Below are 17,029 nucleotides of genomic sequence, written 5' to 3'. Positions count from 1 at the left end.
AATATATATATAAGATAACTAAAATTAATTTTAGTTATTTAAACGATTATGAAACTAAAACGATATTTTATGATATATTAATAATTTAGAGGTATTTTCATATTAAAATTAAAGAGTGTGGAATATTTAATAAATATTTGATAAGTTATTTTATGTGGCTTTTAAGTAAAGAGAAAAGTTTTTTAATGAAATGCGTATTTAGTTTAAGAAGATCAACATCTAAAGGACAAACACCTATCGTTTATGAAGAAAGAATGTTTCAAGAAACCAACAATCAAATCTCTAGGAAGGTGAATGAATGTCAACAGACAGCAACAAGATAAATTAGCAAAGGAGAAACGTATGTTAAAAAACCAACTTTTTCAATTAGAAAAAGTACTTCAAAAAGGTTGTCGCCAACTCTCTGATTCGAATCATAAAGGTATCCAACGAGGCATGTCCAATGCAATTTAGCTGCAGAAGGAGTATGAAGTAAAGCAACAAGCATTTCAACAACGATTTCATCAGGTACACGCAGAATTGGATGTTCCATAATGGAAATAATTACTAGGGAGTATATTAAGGTGAAAAAGAAGAAAATAGTTCCACTTTTAAAAATATCAGGAAATTCATCAATATATTTTGATTTTGAAAAGAACACTCCGTATGTACAACATTTTAAAGGTGCTTATACGGAAAAATCAGGAAGAAGCTACTCTAAGAGTAGAACTTTTTGGACAAGTCAATTTCTTATGGCAGGAATGACGACTTTTGGAACCATTTTAGATAGAGTACTTATTTTTCCAGTTTTAGTTAGTTTACTTCTTGTATTATGTTTAGGATATGTGTTAGCACATGTTTTTATAGAAATAATGATGACTAATTCATTGAGAGAAAAAGAATATAGAAATTTTTCTCCCAATGAAATTCAAGGAGTTGTATCTAATTCTCGAAAGTTTTGGATGTTGTTGTTTGTTGAGACGTTATTGACTTTAGGAGTATTCTTTGTTTCTATTATTTCGATTTCTGAGCATATGCTAAGAGGTGAAGACTTTATAGCACTTTTATTTTGTGTGTTCAGTTTAGCAACCTTAAGAAAAATAGTACCATCAAATTTAGGAATCAAAGCAGGTAAAATACTGAAAAAACAAATGAAGGAGGGGAAATTTCATGATCAATAAACATATTTTACCATTGGGAAGCGTAGTGCTGTTAAAAGGTGGAGACATCAAACTTATTATTGTTGGACGGGCACAGCTTTTTAATAATGAAGGAACAATTGGCTATTTTGACTATTCTGCATTAGGTTATCCGCAAGGTGTAATAGCAGAATCTAATTTTGCATTTTTTAATTTTTCATAATCAACTGAGAAACTTGGAGGAGGCTTTAAATGATAGAAAACAACTGTGTCCAAGATATTAAAAGAATTAATGGTAGATATTATTTACTGGAATTACATGATGAATCGTACATTGTTGATTATTTTAAGTTAATTAGGTTTAGAAATTTTTTTCCGTTCAGTAACTTTTATAACAACACTTGGGAAAAAAGTTGGACTGCTTATAAAGTAACTGGATTAGAAGAAATTATTGAAGGTAAAAAAATACCTGAAAGACAATTTTACGTTCCTGAATCTTATGGGATTTTCGGAGTCATTGTAATTAGTCCTTTTCTTATATATTTGGGCTATCTAGAATCAATATACTTAGCTCTATTGATTGGCAGTCTTCTTAGTACATATGGAATAGTATCAATCTCTCGACTATTACACAGCAATAAAAAAGTGCAAGAAATAGTTAAAGATACGACAATTGTAAAGTTAGTACTTGTTGAAAATGCAAAGTCAAAAATTTATGTGGTTCTGAGTAATTTTTTATCATGTGTATATGGTATGTTTGTAAGCTACCTATTTATATCCGCAATTTTATCAGGTGACTTTTGGGTAGTTACTTTTGTTTCATTAGTATCACCTACCATTTCGTTGATATTTGGAAAAATCATATCAAATTTAAGAGAAGTTCCAGATATAAATGTAAAATACAAAGTAGTAAGAAACGACGATCAGTAAAAAACTTGTCAAATTGAGAACACAGTATACTTCTCGATAAAAAATTAAAAAATGGCCAATAGAATGCGAAAAATTAGTTTTACTTTATCATATCTATGTAAGAATACTGTTAAGTACAATCATGACATTTAAACCAATTAATAGTAAAACTAAATACTAGATTTTAAAAGACGAAGTCAAAACTATTAGAGATTTTGTAGCTATTGTGGGGAAACGGTAGTGTCTGGATAAGCAATTTTATTTAAGGGGTTAGCGGTTTTATTGGAGGAATATTTGATGGAATATAAGCGTAAAATTGCTGAGGGCAAAATATACAATATTGCATTTCATAAAAATAAAATTATTCGTGGATGGTTGTTATTAGTAACAGAAAACAATGAGGAATTTTTTGTACGACAAAACTCTAATTTGTTAAGATTGGGCAACTATCATTTAAAAAGAGAAATATATAAATCTAATACGCCTTTAAAGAGTTTTTCTGTTGACTGCAAAGAGGCGGAAAAAGAGGATAAGGAAAAATCAAACAATAATTACATAGGTCGTGCTATTGCTTTAGTATCATATCCAATAATAAGAAAAATAATTCCAGTTGAATGGTTATGGGGTAATTCTGATCAATCTTTTAATTTTTCTATAGGTATAAAAAATCTATTGTTTTTTTGGCTAACTATAATAGTTTGCTTGTACTTTTGTTCATTCTTTAGAAAAAGAATTTTTCTTTTTGAAATGATGAATAATGGTTTTGATGTAAATTTTGTGGGAAGGGTAAATCTGATTAATAATTCTAAATATACAAAAAAAGTATGGACAATAAATAATCTAGTAGGTCTAGCTTTGATTATTAGTTTTACAATCATTTTTTTGTTTATAATCCCTTTTTTAGTACAAGCAAGATTGCTAAGTTTGTTGAGTTTTTATATAGTTAAAATTATTTTGTTCAATGGTAAAGTTTGGTTCGTTAATAATGATGTGAAATATATAATGTTAGAAAGTGTATCTTGAGTAAATGATATGAAAATAGAAGACGGTGAAATTAGAAATTTAAGCTTTGATAAAAAAAGAGTGATTCCAGGCTGGTGTTTATTTATTTCAGATGATAATGAAGAATATTTAATAAGGCAAAATAATTTCATGTTAGGTTTCAAGCAATACAGGGTCAGTAGAAAAATATATCAAGCTAATATTTCTTTGTATAAATTTAGTATTTCTGGTTTAGAAATGGAGAAGCAAATCAAGAAAAAATCAGAAAAAAGTTATTTAGGAGTAGCCATTGGACTTCCTTTAAGCAGCTTAGTGAGGGACTTTATTCCACAGAATTGGCTTTGGGGCAAAAGCAATTTGCCAATAGATATGTTGGAAGGAATCATCAATTTATTCTTCTTCTGGTTAGCATTAGCCATTTGTCTTTCTGTTGTATCTTATTGGCGAAAAAATAAATTAATAAAGGAATTAGAAAAAAGAGGTATTTCTTTAAAGCGTATAGGTAAGGGATATGCAATTACTCCACTGATCATTACACAAAAAAAATTAAAATGGTGGTGAGGAGAATGAAAATAATTCATTATGTAAAGGCATTAATAGTATGTATAGGTTTGCTTCTGTTTTATGGCATGTTTACGCTAGTCATTCCTTTTATAATACAAGAAAGATTATTATTTGTTCTTACCGTATTTATTCTTGTGAGTACTATATTTAATGGCAAAATATATTCAACAAAAAAAGTAAAATATAAAATGATTTTTGATAAAGATGATCAGAAAAGTCAGAATAAACAATTGGAAAAACAAAGGATGGTGTATTCGGATGAAAGAGAATGTGGTACCGTTACTACGCAGAACAACAAATGAAACCATCTATTTTGATTTTAACAATCAAAAACTTTTTACACAAAAATTTACGGGGGAACATGAAGAATATTCAAAATCTCTAGTAGTATTATTAGGATTATTTGGTTCCATGATAGTTATTCCTTTCCTTACTAAAAAGTTAGATTTCATGTCTAGCATACCACCTATCATCAATTACATACTGTTTTCCGCGATAGGTTATTTAGCTGCTAAAGCTATAGGCTTAACGATAATGAATAAAATAAAAGGAGAAAAAATATATAAAGATTTCGACAGAAAACAAGTGAAAAAAATAATTGCTAATCAAGGGGATCTACAAATAATTTGGTGTACGCAATTAGTTTTGATAGCTGGCTATATAATAGGTTTCTTTATTTGTTTAATTAGTGAGATGCTACCCGTCGATTTGGCGATAATTGTTTCGCTTGGTTGTTTTGTGATTATTTTATTACAGGATTCTGTTCGGCCATTTACATATAAGAAAGCGATAAAAATACTAAAAAAACAAATGAAAGAAGGAAGATTCATTGTTCCTTAATCTGTATGATTGAAAGAAATAAATCGTAGAATATTAAAAGAGGATCTAGGCTAAAGTCTTTTATCGTTCCTAAGAAACTTGCTTCTTGTGCTTTACTTGTTTGTAAAGTCTAAAACAATCGTTTCTTTTAACATAACCTTTATTTTTTTAATGAAAAATGAGCGATTATGCGTTTAAAATCGTCAATTAAGAAATTAATAAATATTGAGTTATTTTATATTAGAATGACAGTGTAAAATAACTATCGAAATAGGTGAGGCTGTTCTATTTAAAAGAATGATTTGTTAAAAGGATTTTTCGTTATCTTATATAGGGAGTGAAGGACATGGAGAGTAGTGAGAGTTTAGCACTGAAAGTCGTAAATGAGTCATTAAAGTTACCGCTTGTAAAAGTAAATCGTTCAGAATTTTTAGTGAAAGCGTTTGGTGAAAAAGTAGAAAATATTGATCAACTGATTGAAAAAGGTCCGCAAGCATTCTTGTCTAAAGAAAAATTGGATCAAGTTGCTGACAGTAGAATACACTCGATAGTCGCTCAATCAAGTACGCTTTCTTTTGCCACAGGCTTGCCTGGAGGACTAGCAATGGCAGCGACGATTCCCGCTGATATTACACAGTTCTATGGCTATTCGTTAAAGTTAGCACAAGAAATTTCTTATATTTATGGGTATAAAGATATTTGGAATCAACAAGGAGAGCTAACTGAAGAAGCTAAAGAAACTTTGATCTTGTATTTAGGTATTATGTTGGGTGTAACAACTGCTGGCTCTGCTGTCCGAATTTTATCTGGAAAACTATCTACACAAGCTTTGACCAAAATACCACAAAAAGCCATGACTAAAACGATTTATTATCCAGTAATAAAAAAAGTTCTTTCAATCTTCGGCACCAAGCTAACAAAAACGACCTTTGCAAAAGGTGTTTCTAAAGCTGTTCCTGTGGTAGGTGGTGTTGTATCTGGAAGTTTAAATTATTTTTCAATGAAACCGATGGCTAAGAGGTTAAAAAATGAATTAAGAAAAGGACTGGACTATTCTGAAGAAAATTTAAAGGAAGATTTGATAATCTTACAGGATGAAGAAGTCACGATTACGGACTCAAATTCATCAAAAAGTATGGTTGAAGACGAGAATCTGATTGAACAAATTGAAAAAGCGTATGAATTGTTAAAACAAAAAATCATTACAGAAGAAGAATTTATGGTAATAAAGAAAAGATTACTTTCAAAATAGTAAACGTATCAGAGATAGCTCTTGAGTAGTAAAACATGAAATCCTACCAACCAAAGAAAAATTAGGAAATCATTCATTGTTCCATAGGAATCTTATAATAATTATTTGATAAGCTATCATCGTGGGGGATTGGGAAAGAGGGTCCAGATGAAGAAAAATTATCAGGTGATTTGTCTATTGATCATGGCTTTTTTATTTTTTATGCCCGTTCAAGCTTTTGCTGTAGCAGGCGGTCATGGTGGTGGTTCAACAGGTGGTGGCTCTGGTGGCGGTTCCAATTCCTATTATCGGGATGATCGATCAACTACTAGCATGAGTGAATCAGAGAATTTTCTCTATATTGGCTTATCATTAGGAAGTATAATCGTATTTCCTTTAGTTAAAAAAAAGCGTGTACAATACGTGGAATTCAATGATTTGTTATCAAGAATGCCAGGAACAAAACGCGAAAAGAAAAAACTACTTTCTGAGATCAACAGAGTATTTTATGCAATACAAAAGGCTTGGGAAGAAGAAGCGCCTGAAAAAGTCAAGAACTGTTACACACCAAGATTGTTTGAAGAACATCAGCAGGTGCTACAAAAAAATAAAGACGAAGGTGTAAGAAATCATACAACGAAAATAACTATTCAAGAATTGGGCAACTATCGACAAATCAATGAAAATAGTTTTTCTATTCGAATCGATTTTAGCTGTTTTGATTATTTAGTTGATCGAAAGAACCAGCAATTGATTTCGGGTGATAAGCGAGAACGGCTGTATTTCTCACAAGTATGGTATTTCAACTACTCTGAAAAAGACAAAAGGTGGCAAGCGGACTTTATTCAACCGATATTTTTGGATTGATAGAGAGTTTTAGCGGTATGAACGAGCAAACGATATGAAATAAATTAGGCAAAAAAAGCAGGACTAAAGAATCAAGCGCGATCCTTTAGTCCTGCTTTTTTGTATTTAGTGAAATATGTGATGCTCAAACGTCATTCAACTACTAAAAATACTATTTATAACACGATTTATACTAAGGTTTCTGACTTAGATTTGTAGGGGTTAAATAAGATGAAAATCAGGAAAATAACCAATGAAATTAAAGAGAGATACCTTGAAAAAATAGCAAGCTTTGTATAGGTGTACGTAATCACAATTGTGCTTTTACCTGGTGGAACTACTAATTCAGTCGTACCTATTGAAGATAAATGAGTTTTAACTGGAGTATCATTGACTGTTGCCATTTGTCCCTCATAACGATAAAGTGGCGTGGTTAAGACTGCTTTTTCTTCCTTTTTATTCTCAACTATAATTTTATATTTACTACTAGTAAAAGAAGTTGCGGGTTTTATTTCTTGGTTATCAAGAAAGTATTTATGATCGCTAATAACATCTGGATGATTTAGTGATTCTTTGTTTGCGTAGTCAGTATGGTTATAGTTTTGTGCAGCAGAAATAGCATTTTCAGGTTCGATACGAGTTAATGAGTCATTATTCGTTACCATATTGATTATTCCTGAAAAATGAAGTGTGATACCAATTAGAGTAACGCCAATGATTTTCACCACATATTTTTTATTATATAGATTGTAATAGATCAAGATACTGATTGTATAAGCTAAAAATAATGAAGTGAACCCATTCAATCTCCAAATAAATTGTAGGCACTTTATAGGTGTATCATTTAGTAATCTCAAAGGAAACAAGCTAGTAGAACAGAAAAGTGTAAATATACCGATAGCAAAAATGAACTTATCAGCTACTCGTAATTTTTTTACAAAAGGTAAAGTTGCTAATAATCCAATAAAAATAAATAATCCAATCGTATAATTTCTATAGTTATTGTTTAAAATGTGAGAGAGCATATCACTAGGAGCCATACCTACTAAATCTCTTCCTTGAGGGACCTTGAGTTCTTGGGCGTGAGATTGCTGGATGAATGGAATTAAAAAAGCAGCGCTTAATAAAAAGGTAGTTAAGGTTGCTTTTAATAAACTTAACAATCTGGGTACTTTATTATTCCAAAAATAAAAAGATACAATGATGGTGAGAGCTATAAACATTGTAACCATTACTACCGAAAGTAAATGTGTGTAGATCACTAATGTCATACCTATAGTGAGCCAATACCACTTCTTATAGTCCCCAATATAGATTTCATAACAACCAACTAATATGAGAGGCAGAAAAGTTAAAGCAACTGCTTCGCCTAGCGAGGCTCTATAGAAGATATCAATTGCACGATAGCCGGCAAATGTATATATTACAGAAAATAGCAGAGCAATGTGTCTGTTGTTTTTTAAGCGATTCATTGAGAAGTATGCTATTAGCATTGTTAAAAATGTTATCAAGAAATAGTATAAATTATAACTTAAAACAAGATTACCTGTAATTTTAAAGAAAAAACTAGCGGGATAAAGAGTGAACCAAGGATAAAAAACGTTTACCATAGTCCCGTGGTTGGCAAAATTATTAAAATTTACTGGAGAATCCCATACATTATCTAAACCAACCAGACGTGATAAATGAAAATATGTGTCCTGTGATGGGTTATGTAATATTCCTCGTGACAAAAATAAAGGTAGTACATAGATCATACTTAAGCAAAGCATAAACATGATATCTATTAGTTGATATTTATTTTTTTTCATTTTTTTCTCCTATACTTGAAAAATAATGTTTCATATCATTATATCATACTTATGTTATTTTATAAACGACTCTGAAGATAAATTTTTTAATAGAATTAAATAAAAAGTAGGAGATAGAACAATTAGAGGAAACCTAGTGATAAAAATCAAGTAGCTAGCAATAACGATAAATAACAAGAATTTTCTGAAAATTATCCTTTTGTTTCTCTCATGAAGATGTTAGAATGGTTGTTAAACTATAAAGGGGTGATTGTTTGTTAGAGAAATTTTTGAAGCTTTCTTTAGTTCAACGTATTGGTTGTGGTATTTTAATTGGTATAGTATTTGGTATTTTCTTACCAACCTGGGGATTTATTGGTTTATTAGGAACGTTGTTCGTTAGTTGTTTAAAAGCAATCGCGCCGTTGTTAGTGTTTTTCTTGACTGCAGCTTCGATTGCGAAACACAAGATGGGGAACGAAACATTTGTGAAGCCGATTTTAGGCTTGTATCTAGGGGGCACTTTTTTAGCTGCTTTTGTTGCGGTGATCACTAGCTCTATTTTTACAGTACCGATCACGCTAAAAGAAACAGTTTCGGAACAAGCGCCTCAAAATATAGGCACTGTTTTATCTACGATGTTGACCAACGTGACTCAAAATCCAATTCAAGCAATTATTGATTCTAATTATTTAGGTGTGTTATTTTGGGCTGTACTATTAGGGTTGGCGTTACGCACACGTACGGAAGCAACTAAAGAAGTTGTTGATCAAGTTTCAGTTGCCTTATCACATGTGGTTCAGTTGATTATTTCTTTTGCGCCGATCGGTATTTTAGGTTTAGTCTATGAATCGATTGCAACGACAGGACTTTCTGGTTTGGCTGAGTACCTTCAACTAGTTCTTGTTTTAGTAGGTACGATGCTTTTTGTTGCTTTGGTAGTATATCCAGTACTTACTTTTTTATTTATCAAAGAAAATCCCTATCCATTGATTTTCTTTTGTCTAAAGGAAAGTGCTATTTCTGCTTTCTTTACACGTAGTTCTGCGGCGAATATCCCAATCAATATGATGCTAGCAGAAAAGCTGAAATTGACAAAAGAATCTTATGCAATCTCGATTCCATTAGGAGCAACGATCAACATGGGGGGCGCGGCAGTTACGATTACAGTAATGACTTTAACGACTGTCCAAGCGCTAGGTATTGAAGCTTCTTTTGGCTTGAAATTAATTTTAAGCGTCTTGGCGGCTTTAGCTGCTTGTGGTGCTTCTGGAGTAGCTGGCGGTTCATTATTGCTTATTCCGTTAGCTTGTAGTCTATTTGGGATCTCAAATGACATTGCGATGCAAGTTGTAGGAATCGGGTTTATTATAGGTGTCATCCAAGATTCAGTTGAAACAGCGCTAAATTCTTCAAGTGATTTATTATTTACAGCAATTGGGGAATTAGGTGCTCGAAAAAGAAATGGGGAGGATGTTTCGATAAAAAGTCGCTTGAGTGAATTGAATTGATAGGATTCAGAGTACCAATTCTTGCGTGATTCTTTCTATCACTGAAATTTATCCTGCGATAAGCAATTTTGACAAGACACAGTTAAGAGAAAAACACTAGCGTCCGAAATCATATGATTGTTGGATGCTAGTGTCTTTTTTGAAGAAGTGACTATTTCTGATAATCTTGAATACCTTGCTCTGCCCATGAAGCACTGTATTGTTTACCAGCTACAAGGTCATACTGTATCAATTGATAATCAGTAAAAAGTTGTTGTTGCTCTTTATGCAAGTCCTGAAGATAGATCATTTGTTTTTCTTCTGTAACGAATATTTGCTCTCCATTAAAACGATTAGACACGCTTTGTGTAGGATCGATTGTCAACGCAGGTAGTTGATTTGCTACATCTGTAAGCAGTGCATAATAAGGAGTCACTTTGATATTTGCTTGTTCCAATGCCATTGGAGCGAAATTGTTTGGTGAAACCACTTCTTTAAATAATTGATTGCTTTGTTCACGACTATATTTATTACTATAAATAAAATAATCAGTTTGTCGTTGCTCTAATCCATATCTTCTTGAATCATTTCCACTGTATAATGAGGGTAAGTGGTCCCCATAAAAAACAAAGGTGATCGGTTTTTCAATTTTATCGATTTCTTGAATAAATTCTTTGACTGCTTCATCGGTATAATGGAGACCTTGCATAAATGTTTGTAATTCGCTATATCTGCTTGCAATAACAGCGGTCCCTTCAGCTGTATAATTTAATTCATCATAATAATCATCATAAGGCATATGGTTTTGCATCGTGGTCAACTGGATGAATTGGGAAGACTCCAAGTTACTTTTCAATACTCTCAACGTATCTTTGTAAGCAGATTCATCGGAAATATAGGGATTCCTTCCAATCGTATCTGTATAGGCTAATTCATCTGGACCATCTACATAATAAAACTGATCAAATCCAAATTTGTCGAAGACTTGTCTCCGGCGATAAAGAGCTGCTGTAAATGGATGGATAGCGATTTTTTCATCGAACAGATTAGTAATATTTGGACTGATATCTTGGCGTTCAACTAATTGTGTGTAAGGAGTGACCAAGGAAGCAGATAGATTACTGATACTTAGACCAGTTAGCCCTTCCCATTCCATATTGGCAGTTCCACCGCCATAGCCGACGGATAGCATCAATCCGCTTGTTTCCTCTGCCAGTTTACTTTTAACGAAAGGAATTGGATCATTGTGTACGGTTAGATTTGGTACACGGTCAGGATCACTGAAACTTTCACTTAGATTTAATATAATGGTTTGATTTGCTAACCATTCATTTCTTGTATGATTGATTTCTTGTGCCCGTGTATTATATCTTTCCATGATTTCATTAATGGCTTCTTCTGAATATCCTTCAGGCTTTTCCATGATTTGAATATCAATATTATTTAAAAATTGAATGATCGGACCGTTGTCTTTTACGGCACTTTTTTGATCAAGGAATGTTTTGTTTACTCTAAATAAATTGAATAAAATAAATGAAGGTGAATTTTTTTGATTGATAAAAAACACACCAGAAAAACAGAATGATAATAAAAGAATTCCAATGATACGGCGTTTCCAATGAACGTTCACTGAATATTTTTTTTGTAAACGACGCTGCATGATCACACTGGTAAAGGTCAAGAAAATCAAAACAAGACCACCAGCAATGAACACGATCGGACTGACCATAGACATCAATTCAGATAGCCCAGCCAACATTTTTAAATCAGATGGAAAGACAGGTTCCTCACGCATTTCCATTTTAAGGATAGTTGAAATGGTCAGCAGTAAATTAATGATCAAGGTTGCTGTAAAAGCGTACCAAAATCGATTAGCAAGTAGTAACAGCAAGAAAAAGAATCCCATAATAATCAAAACGGTCAAAACCATCGGGGCTTGTCGTTGAGTGAAAATTTCAAGTGCAATTTTGATTGATTGTTTCCAAGTTTCTCTTTGCTCCAATAAAAATATTTGTGTAAATGTGAACAAATAGAAAAAGAGTGCAACGAAAAAGTAGCTTTTGTGACTAACTATCCAGTTTTTAACTCCATGACATTTGGCAGCAAGTTCATCGAGGGAATCAAAAGCAAAGAATTCGATCAGTCGTTGGACGAATCGGATTTTTTGTAGATAAAATAGAACGATACATAATAGTGAGACAGCTAAGAGATAATAGCCGAAAAATTGTCCAAGGTTCAGTAACCAAGCTCTTCCAGAATTGGGGAATTCCCGCTTCATGAATACGGAGACACGATAGGTTACTAGGGACCAGTTACAAACGATTTGAGTAACGATCAAGAGCGTAGCTAGAAAAGTCCCCGAAGCTTTTAGTTTTAATTTTTCAGATATTAGTTCAAATGACAGAAAGGACGTGACGGTGTAATACATGGTAAAAAGTGAATGAGGCGTAATAAACCGTGTAGCTGTATCTGCATTTCCTCGTACGATCAATGAAATTTGAACCATAAATAGAATCGTTCCCACTAAAAACAGTAAAGCAATAAAAGCTTGAGGGATTTTAAAACGAATTTTTTCGTCCCATTTCCATTTCTTTAGCCCATAGCCAAATAAAAATAGATAGAAAATCCAGATAATATTGTTGCCATTTTGTAAAGCAAAGGGATCTTTATTGAACAGTGTTGAACTACCTACCAGCAGCAAGGTTGAAAATAATAAAAATCTTTTTATTGTAGGTGAAGGTTGCTTTTCTAAAAAACGGATGACATAAGGGATGCTGATGAAAAGTAAAATACAAGATACGGCATAGGTCAAATAGTTTTGACTGATTGGTGTAAATAGCAACCAATAGTCTCTTAGATTCAATACATTAGACTGAACATAAAAAAAGATATTCGCAACTAAAGCAGACAAGATATAAATGAATGAAAACCTGCTTAAGTAATGATAGACTTTCAACTGTGCAATTTTTTTATAATGATACCCCAGATAAAGTGGAATTAAGTTGGTCCCAATAACAACAGTCGCTTGTAAAAAGGAATAAAGATAAAACCTTCCGGGATTAATGGAATATGCAGGAATCGTTATTGCAGAATTTAGCACTCTTTGCAAAATGATCATCGCACAGGCAATAAAAATAGTTAGAGAGCCGTAATCTTTTCTATATTTTTTTCTCAAAATCGTAAACACCTTTCAAATATTGTACATAAAACAAAAAATGATAGCCTTTTCAAAGAAAGGCAGATAACAATATCCTAACTTAGAACATAACGAAATTCAATATAGAATCAATGATAACTGTGGTTATTTGTAGGGTTGTTGAGAAAATAAACACAAAAGTCGAGAGTTGACTCCTTCACCAAGAATTTTTAGAGAGATATTAGGAGAAGAATCGCATGGAGTAGTTTATTTCATAAAACATAAGTGTTAGGGTATGGAACAGCGCTAGCTGAAACGATTCCTTTTAAAGCAGATGTCGTGATCGATAACCATGGGGATGTTGGCGATGCTTGTTGTGAGCTAACCGGATTATCACAAAAAGTCGGACCTTCTTCTACGGTCATTGGTGCGTCAATTCTCAATACGATCATTGTAGAAGTTTGTGAACGGTTGATTGCTGAAGGAATCGAACATCCACCGATCTTCTATTCTGCTAATATAGATGGTGGGGATCAATTGAATGCCGAATTATTTGAAACGTATAAAGAAGCAATTCATTATCAATTAACTTAACCTAAGTTGACGTGAGTCATTGATTTTGGCAGGATAATCTTACGTAATAGTAGAGAAAGTAAACAAGTATTGCAAAAAAATTCTTACATTCTGAACCACTCAATGTGTCAGAATAGAAAGAATTTTTTTGTTTTGGTATTAAATTGAAAATGTTATTCTGTATATGAGAATAGAAAATAGAACGGAAGAGAAGATGGACTTTTTGAGACGATATGGGATATATTTTTTATTTTTAGGCGTGTTGAGTGATTTTTCGACACCCTATGTTCTGGGGTTGTTCTACCCAGGGTTAGATCAATTGACAATGCCGATCAGCGTGTTTGGTGACGTAGCAAGTCCAGTGCGAGGGTCTTTTCTTATTTTTTCTGTTATTTCAGGAATCTTGTTTGTTTTATCCTTACCTGCACTGTATACGTCATTTGCAAACATATCTACTCGTTTAGCGAAGTGGTTAGTGGTTTCATTAAGCTTTTATGCGATCGGAGACTGCCTGTTTACAGGCTTGTTTAGTCTCAATACACAGGCTACTTCATGGGATTTTTCATCGTGGGTGCATAATATTGGTTCTAGTTTAGGTTATACTGGATTTCTTTTATTTCCAGTTTTTGCTTTGTTGCTTTATCGAAAAGAGGCAGATCAACCAATCGGCAGAAGTTATGTCCTCGTAGTAATTTTGAGTTTGCTTAGTGCGTTGATTTACGGATTGGCAAGGATACCCGTGCTGAATCATCTTCCAATTTTAGATAAACTAGGTTTTTGTCAAAGATTAAGTTATTTCTTCAATTATTTAGCGATTCTATTGGTAGGGATCAAACAACTAAAACGAGTGAAGAGGTAGCTATTTTGTTGGAACAAATAGTTATTTCTATACAATCGAATAAGCAATCGCCCAGAAAAAACTTCTGGAGATGAGCCGCGCAAGCTAAAAATAGGAGTTCTATTTTTGGCTTGCGCGGCTCATTTCTCAAAGGTAGGTGATTTTTTTATACCTTCTTTGAAAGAGGAGCAAGTGAGTTCGTACTTTTCTGCCAACTTAATTGGCAGAAAGTTCTACTTTTTTATTTGAAAGCGCAAACATATACTTGGTTCAGAAAGGAAAATCAATCATATGAAAACTAGAACGGTTGAATTACTTCAAAGATTTCGATCTTATCACTATCCGATCAAAGCGGAACAATTAGCATTAGAACACCAAGTAAGTCAACGGACGATTCGCCAAGATGTTCTTGATGCAAACAGTTGGTTGCGGGCGCAACAATTAGCAGAAATCCAAACGATTCGAAAAAAGGGGTTTCTACTGCGTTTAAATAAAGAGGAAGAGAAAAGATTAGCAGACGCATTGGTTGCGTATCAAGAGGAGTTACTGAATCGTGATGAACGTACTTTTGATCTAGTGTTAGCGATTGCTTATGAACAACAGCCGATTTATTTGAACCGTAAGGAAGAAGCATTCATGATTTCCAAAAGTACGATGGATGAAGATATGCGACGTTTACGAGCTGACTTGGTCAAATATGGCATTGAGATTGTTAGCTATGGTAAACAAGGGTTGGTTTATCAAGGGGCAGAGCGTTCGATCAGGACGATGATTTATGACTTGATCAATAAGAATCTAGGGCGAATCGATTTTTCAGCAAGAAATGACACGAAAGTCACAGCAGCTCAAAAAATTTTCCATCGCTATTTTCCGCTGTCAGAAATCAAAAAATTAGAAGCAATCTATACAAACACTATGGTGAAACAAGAAGATGATATTTATAAAAATCAGTTACTGTTGTTTACGATGATTTGGATACAACGAGTCAGAAAGCATGAATTGATCTCAGCTATCAATTGGAAAAATCTCGCTGATGAGGAAAATCGTTTTTCTGAGTTTATTGAGCAGGTCATTGTTGACTTTGAATTGACGGACATTCCCCCTGTTGAACGAAACTATCTACGCTTTACGATTGAGACATTTAGCACAAAAGATATCAACAATTCTCTTGAATGGGTCCAAGCCCAATTGTTAACGATCCAACTGATCAAGTTCGTGGAGGAACAAACCCATATTCCGTTTCATTTGAAAGAAGAAATACTGTGTGAAAATCTTTATAAACATATGACGGCTCTGATTGTTCGAATCAAACATCGCATCCAAGTGACGAATCCATTGAAAGAAAATATCCGAGTGAATTACGGTCCAATCTATGATGCCGTTGCTCTATTTGTGCCAACAATCGAAGAAGTAGTTGGTGGGCGGGTGATTGACGATGAACTGGCTTTTCTAGTCATCCATTTTTCAACGATCGCAAGCTCGATCAAACAGAATATTACGTATATTTATAAATCAGTGGTGGTTTGTAACCATGGAGTGGCGACAGGCAATCTATTAGCAGAAAATTTAAAAGAGAAATTCCCGCAGATTGAAGTTGTTGCTGTATTGAGTTCAAAAGAAGCGGAGTTAGTCGATAAGTTAGATGTCGACCTGATTTTCAGTACGTTTCAATTGTCTGGTCAGAATAAACCGCTGCTTGTGTTGGAGCCTATTTTAACCGATGCGAATCGACCAATCGTCGCAGAATTTTTGTCCCTTCATCAAAAGGTCCAGCGGATGATTCCAACAGAAAATGGACAAACGGAACTATTCGCCAATGTTTTACGAATCGTGGAAGAAAGCGGCGGCAAGATCGATCGTCCAATCTATACCAAACTAGAAACATTATTTGAGCAAAATCATTTAGAAATCAATAAAAGGGAGATCCAACCAATGCTAAAAGACATTTTGACAGATAACCATATATTGATCCAAGAACACGCGGAAAATTGGCAAGAAGCTATTGAACGAGTGGCTAAGCCATTACTGAAAGAAAACATCATTGAATCGAGTTACGTCGATGCGATGGTCCATGCAGTGGAAGAGTATGGGGCCTATATCGTCATCGGTAAACACCTGGCATTAGCGCATGCGAGACCAGAAGATGGTGTCAATAAGTTAGGGGTGAGTGTCGCTACGATCCGTCAGCCTATCGCTTTTGGAAATGACGAGATGGATCCAGTAAAAATCATTTTCTGTTTAGCAGCAGTCGACTCGTATTCCCATCTGACGATCATGAAAGAGCTGATCGAGTTGATCAACGATGAAACGAAATTGAATCGTTTGATCGAAAGTTCGAATGTGGATTCATTTAAACAACTACTATTTAAGTAGATAGAAGGAGAGAGTGAAATGAATAAATTGAATATTTTATTTGTATGTGGAGCAGGACTAGGAAGTAGTTTTGCGGCTCAAATGTCAGCCGAGGATGTATTGAACAAACTAGGGGTAACAGCCAAGCTGGATCACTGCGATATTTCTTCAGCGGTTTCAATGAAACCAGATGTGATCATTACCGCTGAGAATTTCCGTTCGCAATTTGAAAAATTTACGATTGATCCGACAACAGCCATGGTTTATTTAAAAAATATCGTGTCAAAAGTTGAGATCGAAGAAAAATTAACACCCGTTTTACAAAGTAAAGGAGCCATTTAATTAAGAAAAATTAGGGGGA

At 33.6% G+C, this 17,029-nt stretch carries 16 protein-coding genes and 1 pseudogene; 15 read left to right on the top strand and 2 right to left on the bottom strand.

The window, feature by feature from the left end; translation table 11 throughout:
* Positions 1-294: 294 nt before the first annotated feature.
* The 10 genes from JZO83_RS00815 (at position 295) to JZO83_RS00770 (ending at position 6,510) form a co-directional block, all read left to right on the top strand.
* Positions 295-453 (top strand): hypothetical protein, encoded by a 159-nt coding sequence (locus JZO83_RS00815; protein ID WP_207114778.1) that lies wholly within the window; start codon positions 295-297, stop codon positions 451-453.
* 110 nt (positions 454-563) lie between these two features.
* The gene (locus tag JZO83_RS00810; protein ID WP_207114777.1) at positions 564-1,160 is read left to right on the top strand and encodes a hypothetical protein; all 597 of its coding nucleotides are present in this window, start codon (positions 564-566) and stop codon (positions 1,158-1,160) included.
* Entirely contained in the window at positions 1,150-1,341 is a 192-nt protein-coding gene (locus JZO83_RS00805; protein ID WP_242542333.1) for a DUF4176 domain-containing protein, read from the top strand. The genes JZO83_RS00810 and JZO83_RS00805 overlap by 11 nt, the downstream gene beginning before the upstream one ends.
* Before the next feature lie 29 nt (positions 1,342-1,370).
* Positions 1,371-2,048, top strand: coding sequence for a hypothetical protein (locus JZO83_RS00800; RefSeq protein WP_207114776.1), 678 nt, complete (start codon positions 1,371-1,373; stop codon positions 2,046-2,048).
* 276 nt (positions 2,049-2,324) lie between these two features.
* Entirely contained in the window at positions 2,325-3,050 is a 726-nt protein-coding gene (locus JZO83_RS00795) for a hypothetical protein (protein WP_207114775.1), read from the top strand.
* Positions 3,051-3,059: 9 nt separating this feature from the next.
* The gene (locus JZO83_RS00790; RefSeq protein ID WP_207114774.1) at positions 3,060-3,590 is read left to right on the top strand and encodes a hypothetical protein; all 531 of its coding nucleotides are present in this window, start codon (positions 3,060-3,062) and stop codon (positions 3,588-3,590) included.
* Positions 3,591-3,595: 5 nt separating this feature from the next.
* The gene (locus JZO83_RS00785) at positions 3,596-3,895 is read left to right on the top strand and encodes a hypothetical protein (RefSeq protein ID WP_207114773.1); all 300 of its coding nucleotides are present in this window, start codon (positions 3,596-3,598) and stop codon (positions 3,893-3,895) included.
* Complete coding sequence (locus tag JZO83_RS00780) at positions 3,852-4,433, top strand: hypothetical protein (RefSeq protein WP_207114772.1); 582 nt, start codon at positions 3,852-3,854, stop codon at positions 4,431-4,433. Before JZO83_RS00785 ends, JZO83_RS00780 begins: the two co-directional genes overlap by 44 nt.
* Positions 4,434-4,758: 325 nt before the next feature.
* A complete protein-coding gene (locus tag JZO83_RS00775) occupies positions 4,759-5,664 on the top strand; it encodes an EcsC family protein (RefSeq protein WP_207114771.1) in 906 nt (301 codons plus the stop codon).
* Positions 5,665-5,811: 147 nt separating this feature from the next.
* Positions 5,812-6,510: a TIM44-like domain-containing protein gene (locus JZO83_RS00770; RefSeq protein ID WP_207114770.1), complete on the top strand. Its 699-nt coding sequence runs from the start codon at positions 5,812-5,814 to the stop codon at positions 6,508-6,510.
* Between the two features lie 167 nt (positions 6,511-6,677).
* Here the strand turns inward: JZO83_RS00770 and JZO83_RS00765 are convergent, their stop codons facing one another.
* The gene (locus tag JZO83_RS00765) at positions 6,678-8,300 is read right to left on the bottom strand and encodes a hypothetical protein (protein ID WP_207114769.1); all 1,623 of its coding nucleotides are present in this window, start codon (positions 8,298-8,300) and stop codon (positions 6,678-6,680) included.
* Between the two features lie 254 nt (positions 8,301-8,554).
* Between JZO83_RS00765 and sstT the strand changes: the two genes are divergently transcribed.
* Positions 8,555-9,790 carry a serine/threonine transporter SstT gene (gene sstT, locus JZO83_RS00760; RefSeq protein ID WP_207114768.1) on the top strand — a complete coding sequence of 412 codons (1,236 nt, stop codon included), beginning with the start codon at positions 8,555-8,557 and terminating at the stop codon, positions 9,788-9,790.
* Between the two features lie 151 nt (positions 9,791-9,941).
* Here sstT and JZO83_RS00755 read toward each other — a convergent pair whose 3' ends face one another.
* A complete protein-coding gene (locus JZO83_RS00755) occupies positions 9,942-12,944 on the bottom strand; it encodes a sulfatase-like hydrolase/transferase (RefSeq protein WP_242542331.1) in 3,003 nt (1,000 codons plus the stop codon).
* A 291-nt stretch (positions 12,945-13,235) separates the two neighbouring features.
* Between JZO83_RS00755 and JZO83_RS00750 the strand changes: the two are divergent.
* The 4 genes and pseudogenes from JZO83_RS00750 to JZO83_RS00735 form a co-directional block, all read left to right on the top strand.
* A pseudogene (locus JZO83_RS00750) lies at positions 13,236-13,499 on the top strand (hypothetical protein); the annotation flags it as partial.
* A 193-nt stretch (positions 13,500-13,692) separates the two neighbouring features.
* A complete protein-coding gene (locus JZO83_RS00745; protein ID WP_206856797.1) occupies positions 13,693-14,337 on the top strand; it encodes a DUF998 domain-containing protein in 645 nt (214 codons plus the stop codon).
* Between the two features lie 270 nt (positions 14,338-14,607).
* Positions 14,608-16,689, top strand: coding sequence for a PTS sugar transporter subunit IIA (locus tag JZO83_RS00740; RefSeq protein ID WP_206856795.1), 2,082 nt, complete (start codon positions 14,608-14,610; stop codon positions 16,687-16,689).
* An 18-nt stretch (positions 16,690-16,707) separates the two neighbouring features.
* A complete protein-coding gene (locus JZO83_RS00735) occupies positions 16,708-17,010 on the top strand; it encodes a PTS sugar transporter subunit IIB (RefSeq protein WP_206856788.1) in 303 nt (100 codons plus the stop codon).
* The last annotated feature ends 19 nt before the right edge of the window (positions 17,011-17,029 follow it).

Source organism: Enterococcus sp. DIV1298c (assembly GCF_017316315.1).
Taxonomy (GTDB): domain Bacteria; phylum Bacillota; class Bacilli; order Lactobacillales; family Enterococcaceae; genus Enterococcus_B; species Enterococcus_B mangumiae.
The sequence above is the reverse complement of the archived record's forward strand: the minus strand, read 5'-3'. Positions and strand labels throughout refer to the sequence as shown.

Bases quoted from the DNA above. Each gene is read 5' to 3' on its own strand.
- JZO83_RS00815 (WP_207114778.1), top strand. From the start codon at position 295: ATGAATGTCAACAGACAGCAACAAGATAAATTAGCAAAGGAGAAACGT.
- JZO83_RS00805 (WP_242542333.1), top strand. From the start codon at position 1,150: ATGATCAATAAACATATTTTACCATTGGGAAGCGTAGTGCTGTTAAAA.
- JZO83_RS00800 (WP_207114776.1), top strand. From the start codon at position 1,371: ATGATAGAAAACAACTGTGTCCAAGATATTAAAAGAATTAATGGTAGA.
- JZO83_RS00795 (WP_207114775.1), top strand. From the start codon at position 2,325: ATGGAATATAAGCGTAAAATTGCTGAGGGCAAAATATACAATATTGCA.
- JZO83_RS00790 (WP_207114774.1), top strand. From the start codon at position 3,060: ATGAAAATAGAAGACGGTGAAATTAGAAATTTAAGCTTTGATAAAAAA.
- JZO83_RS00785 (WP_207114773.1), top strand. From the start codon at position 3,596: ATGAAAATAATTCATTATGTAAAGGCATTAATAGTATGTATAGGTTTG.
- JZO83_RS00780 (WP_207114772.1), top strand. From the start codon at position 3,852: ATGAAAGAGAATGTGGTACCGTTACTACGCAGAACAACAAATGAAACC.
- JZO83_RS00775 (WP_207114771.1), top strand. From the start codon at position 4,759: ATGGAGAGTAGTGAGAGTTTAGCACTGAAAGTCGTAAATGAGTCATTA.
- JZO83_RS00770 (WP_207114770.1), top strand. From the start codon at position 5,812: ATGAAGAAAAATTATCAGGTGATTTGTCTATTGATCATGGCTTTTTTA.
- JZO83_RS00765 (WP_207114769.1), bottom strand. From the start codon at position 8,300: ATGAAAAAAAATAAATATCAACTAATAGATATCATGTTTATGCTTTGC.
- JZO83_RS00745 (WP_206856797.1), top strand. From the start codon at position 13,693: ATGGACTTTTTGAGACGATATGGGATATATTTTTTATTTTTAGGCGTG.
- JZO83_RS00740 (WP_206856795.1), top strand. From the start codon at position 14,608: ATGAAAACTAGAACGGTTGAATTACTTCAAAGATTTCGATCTTATCAC.
- JZO83_RS00735 (WP_206856788.1), top strand. From the start codon at position 16,708: ATGAATAAATTGAATATTTTATTTGTATGTGGAGCAGGACTAGGAAGT.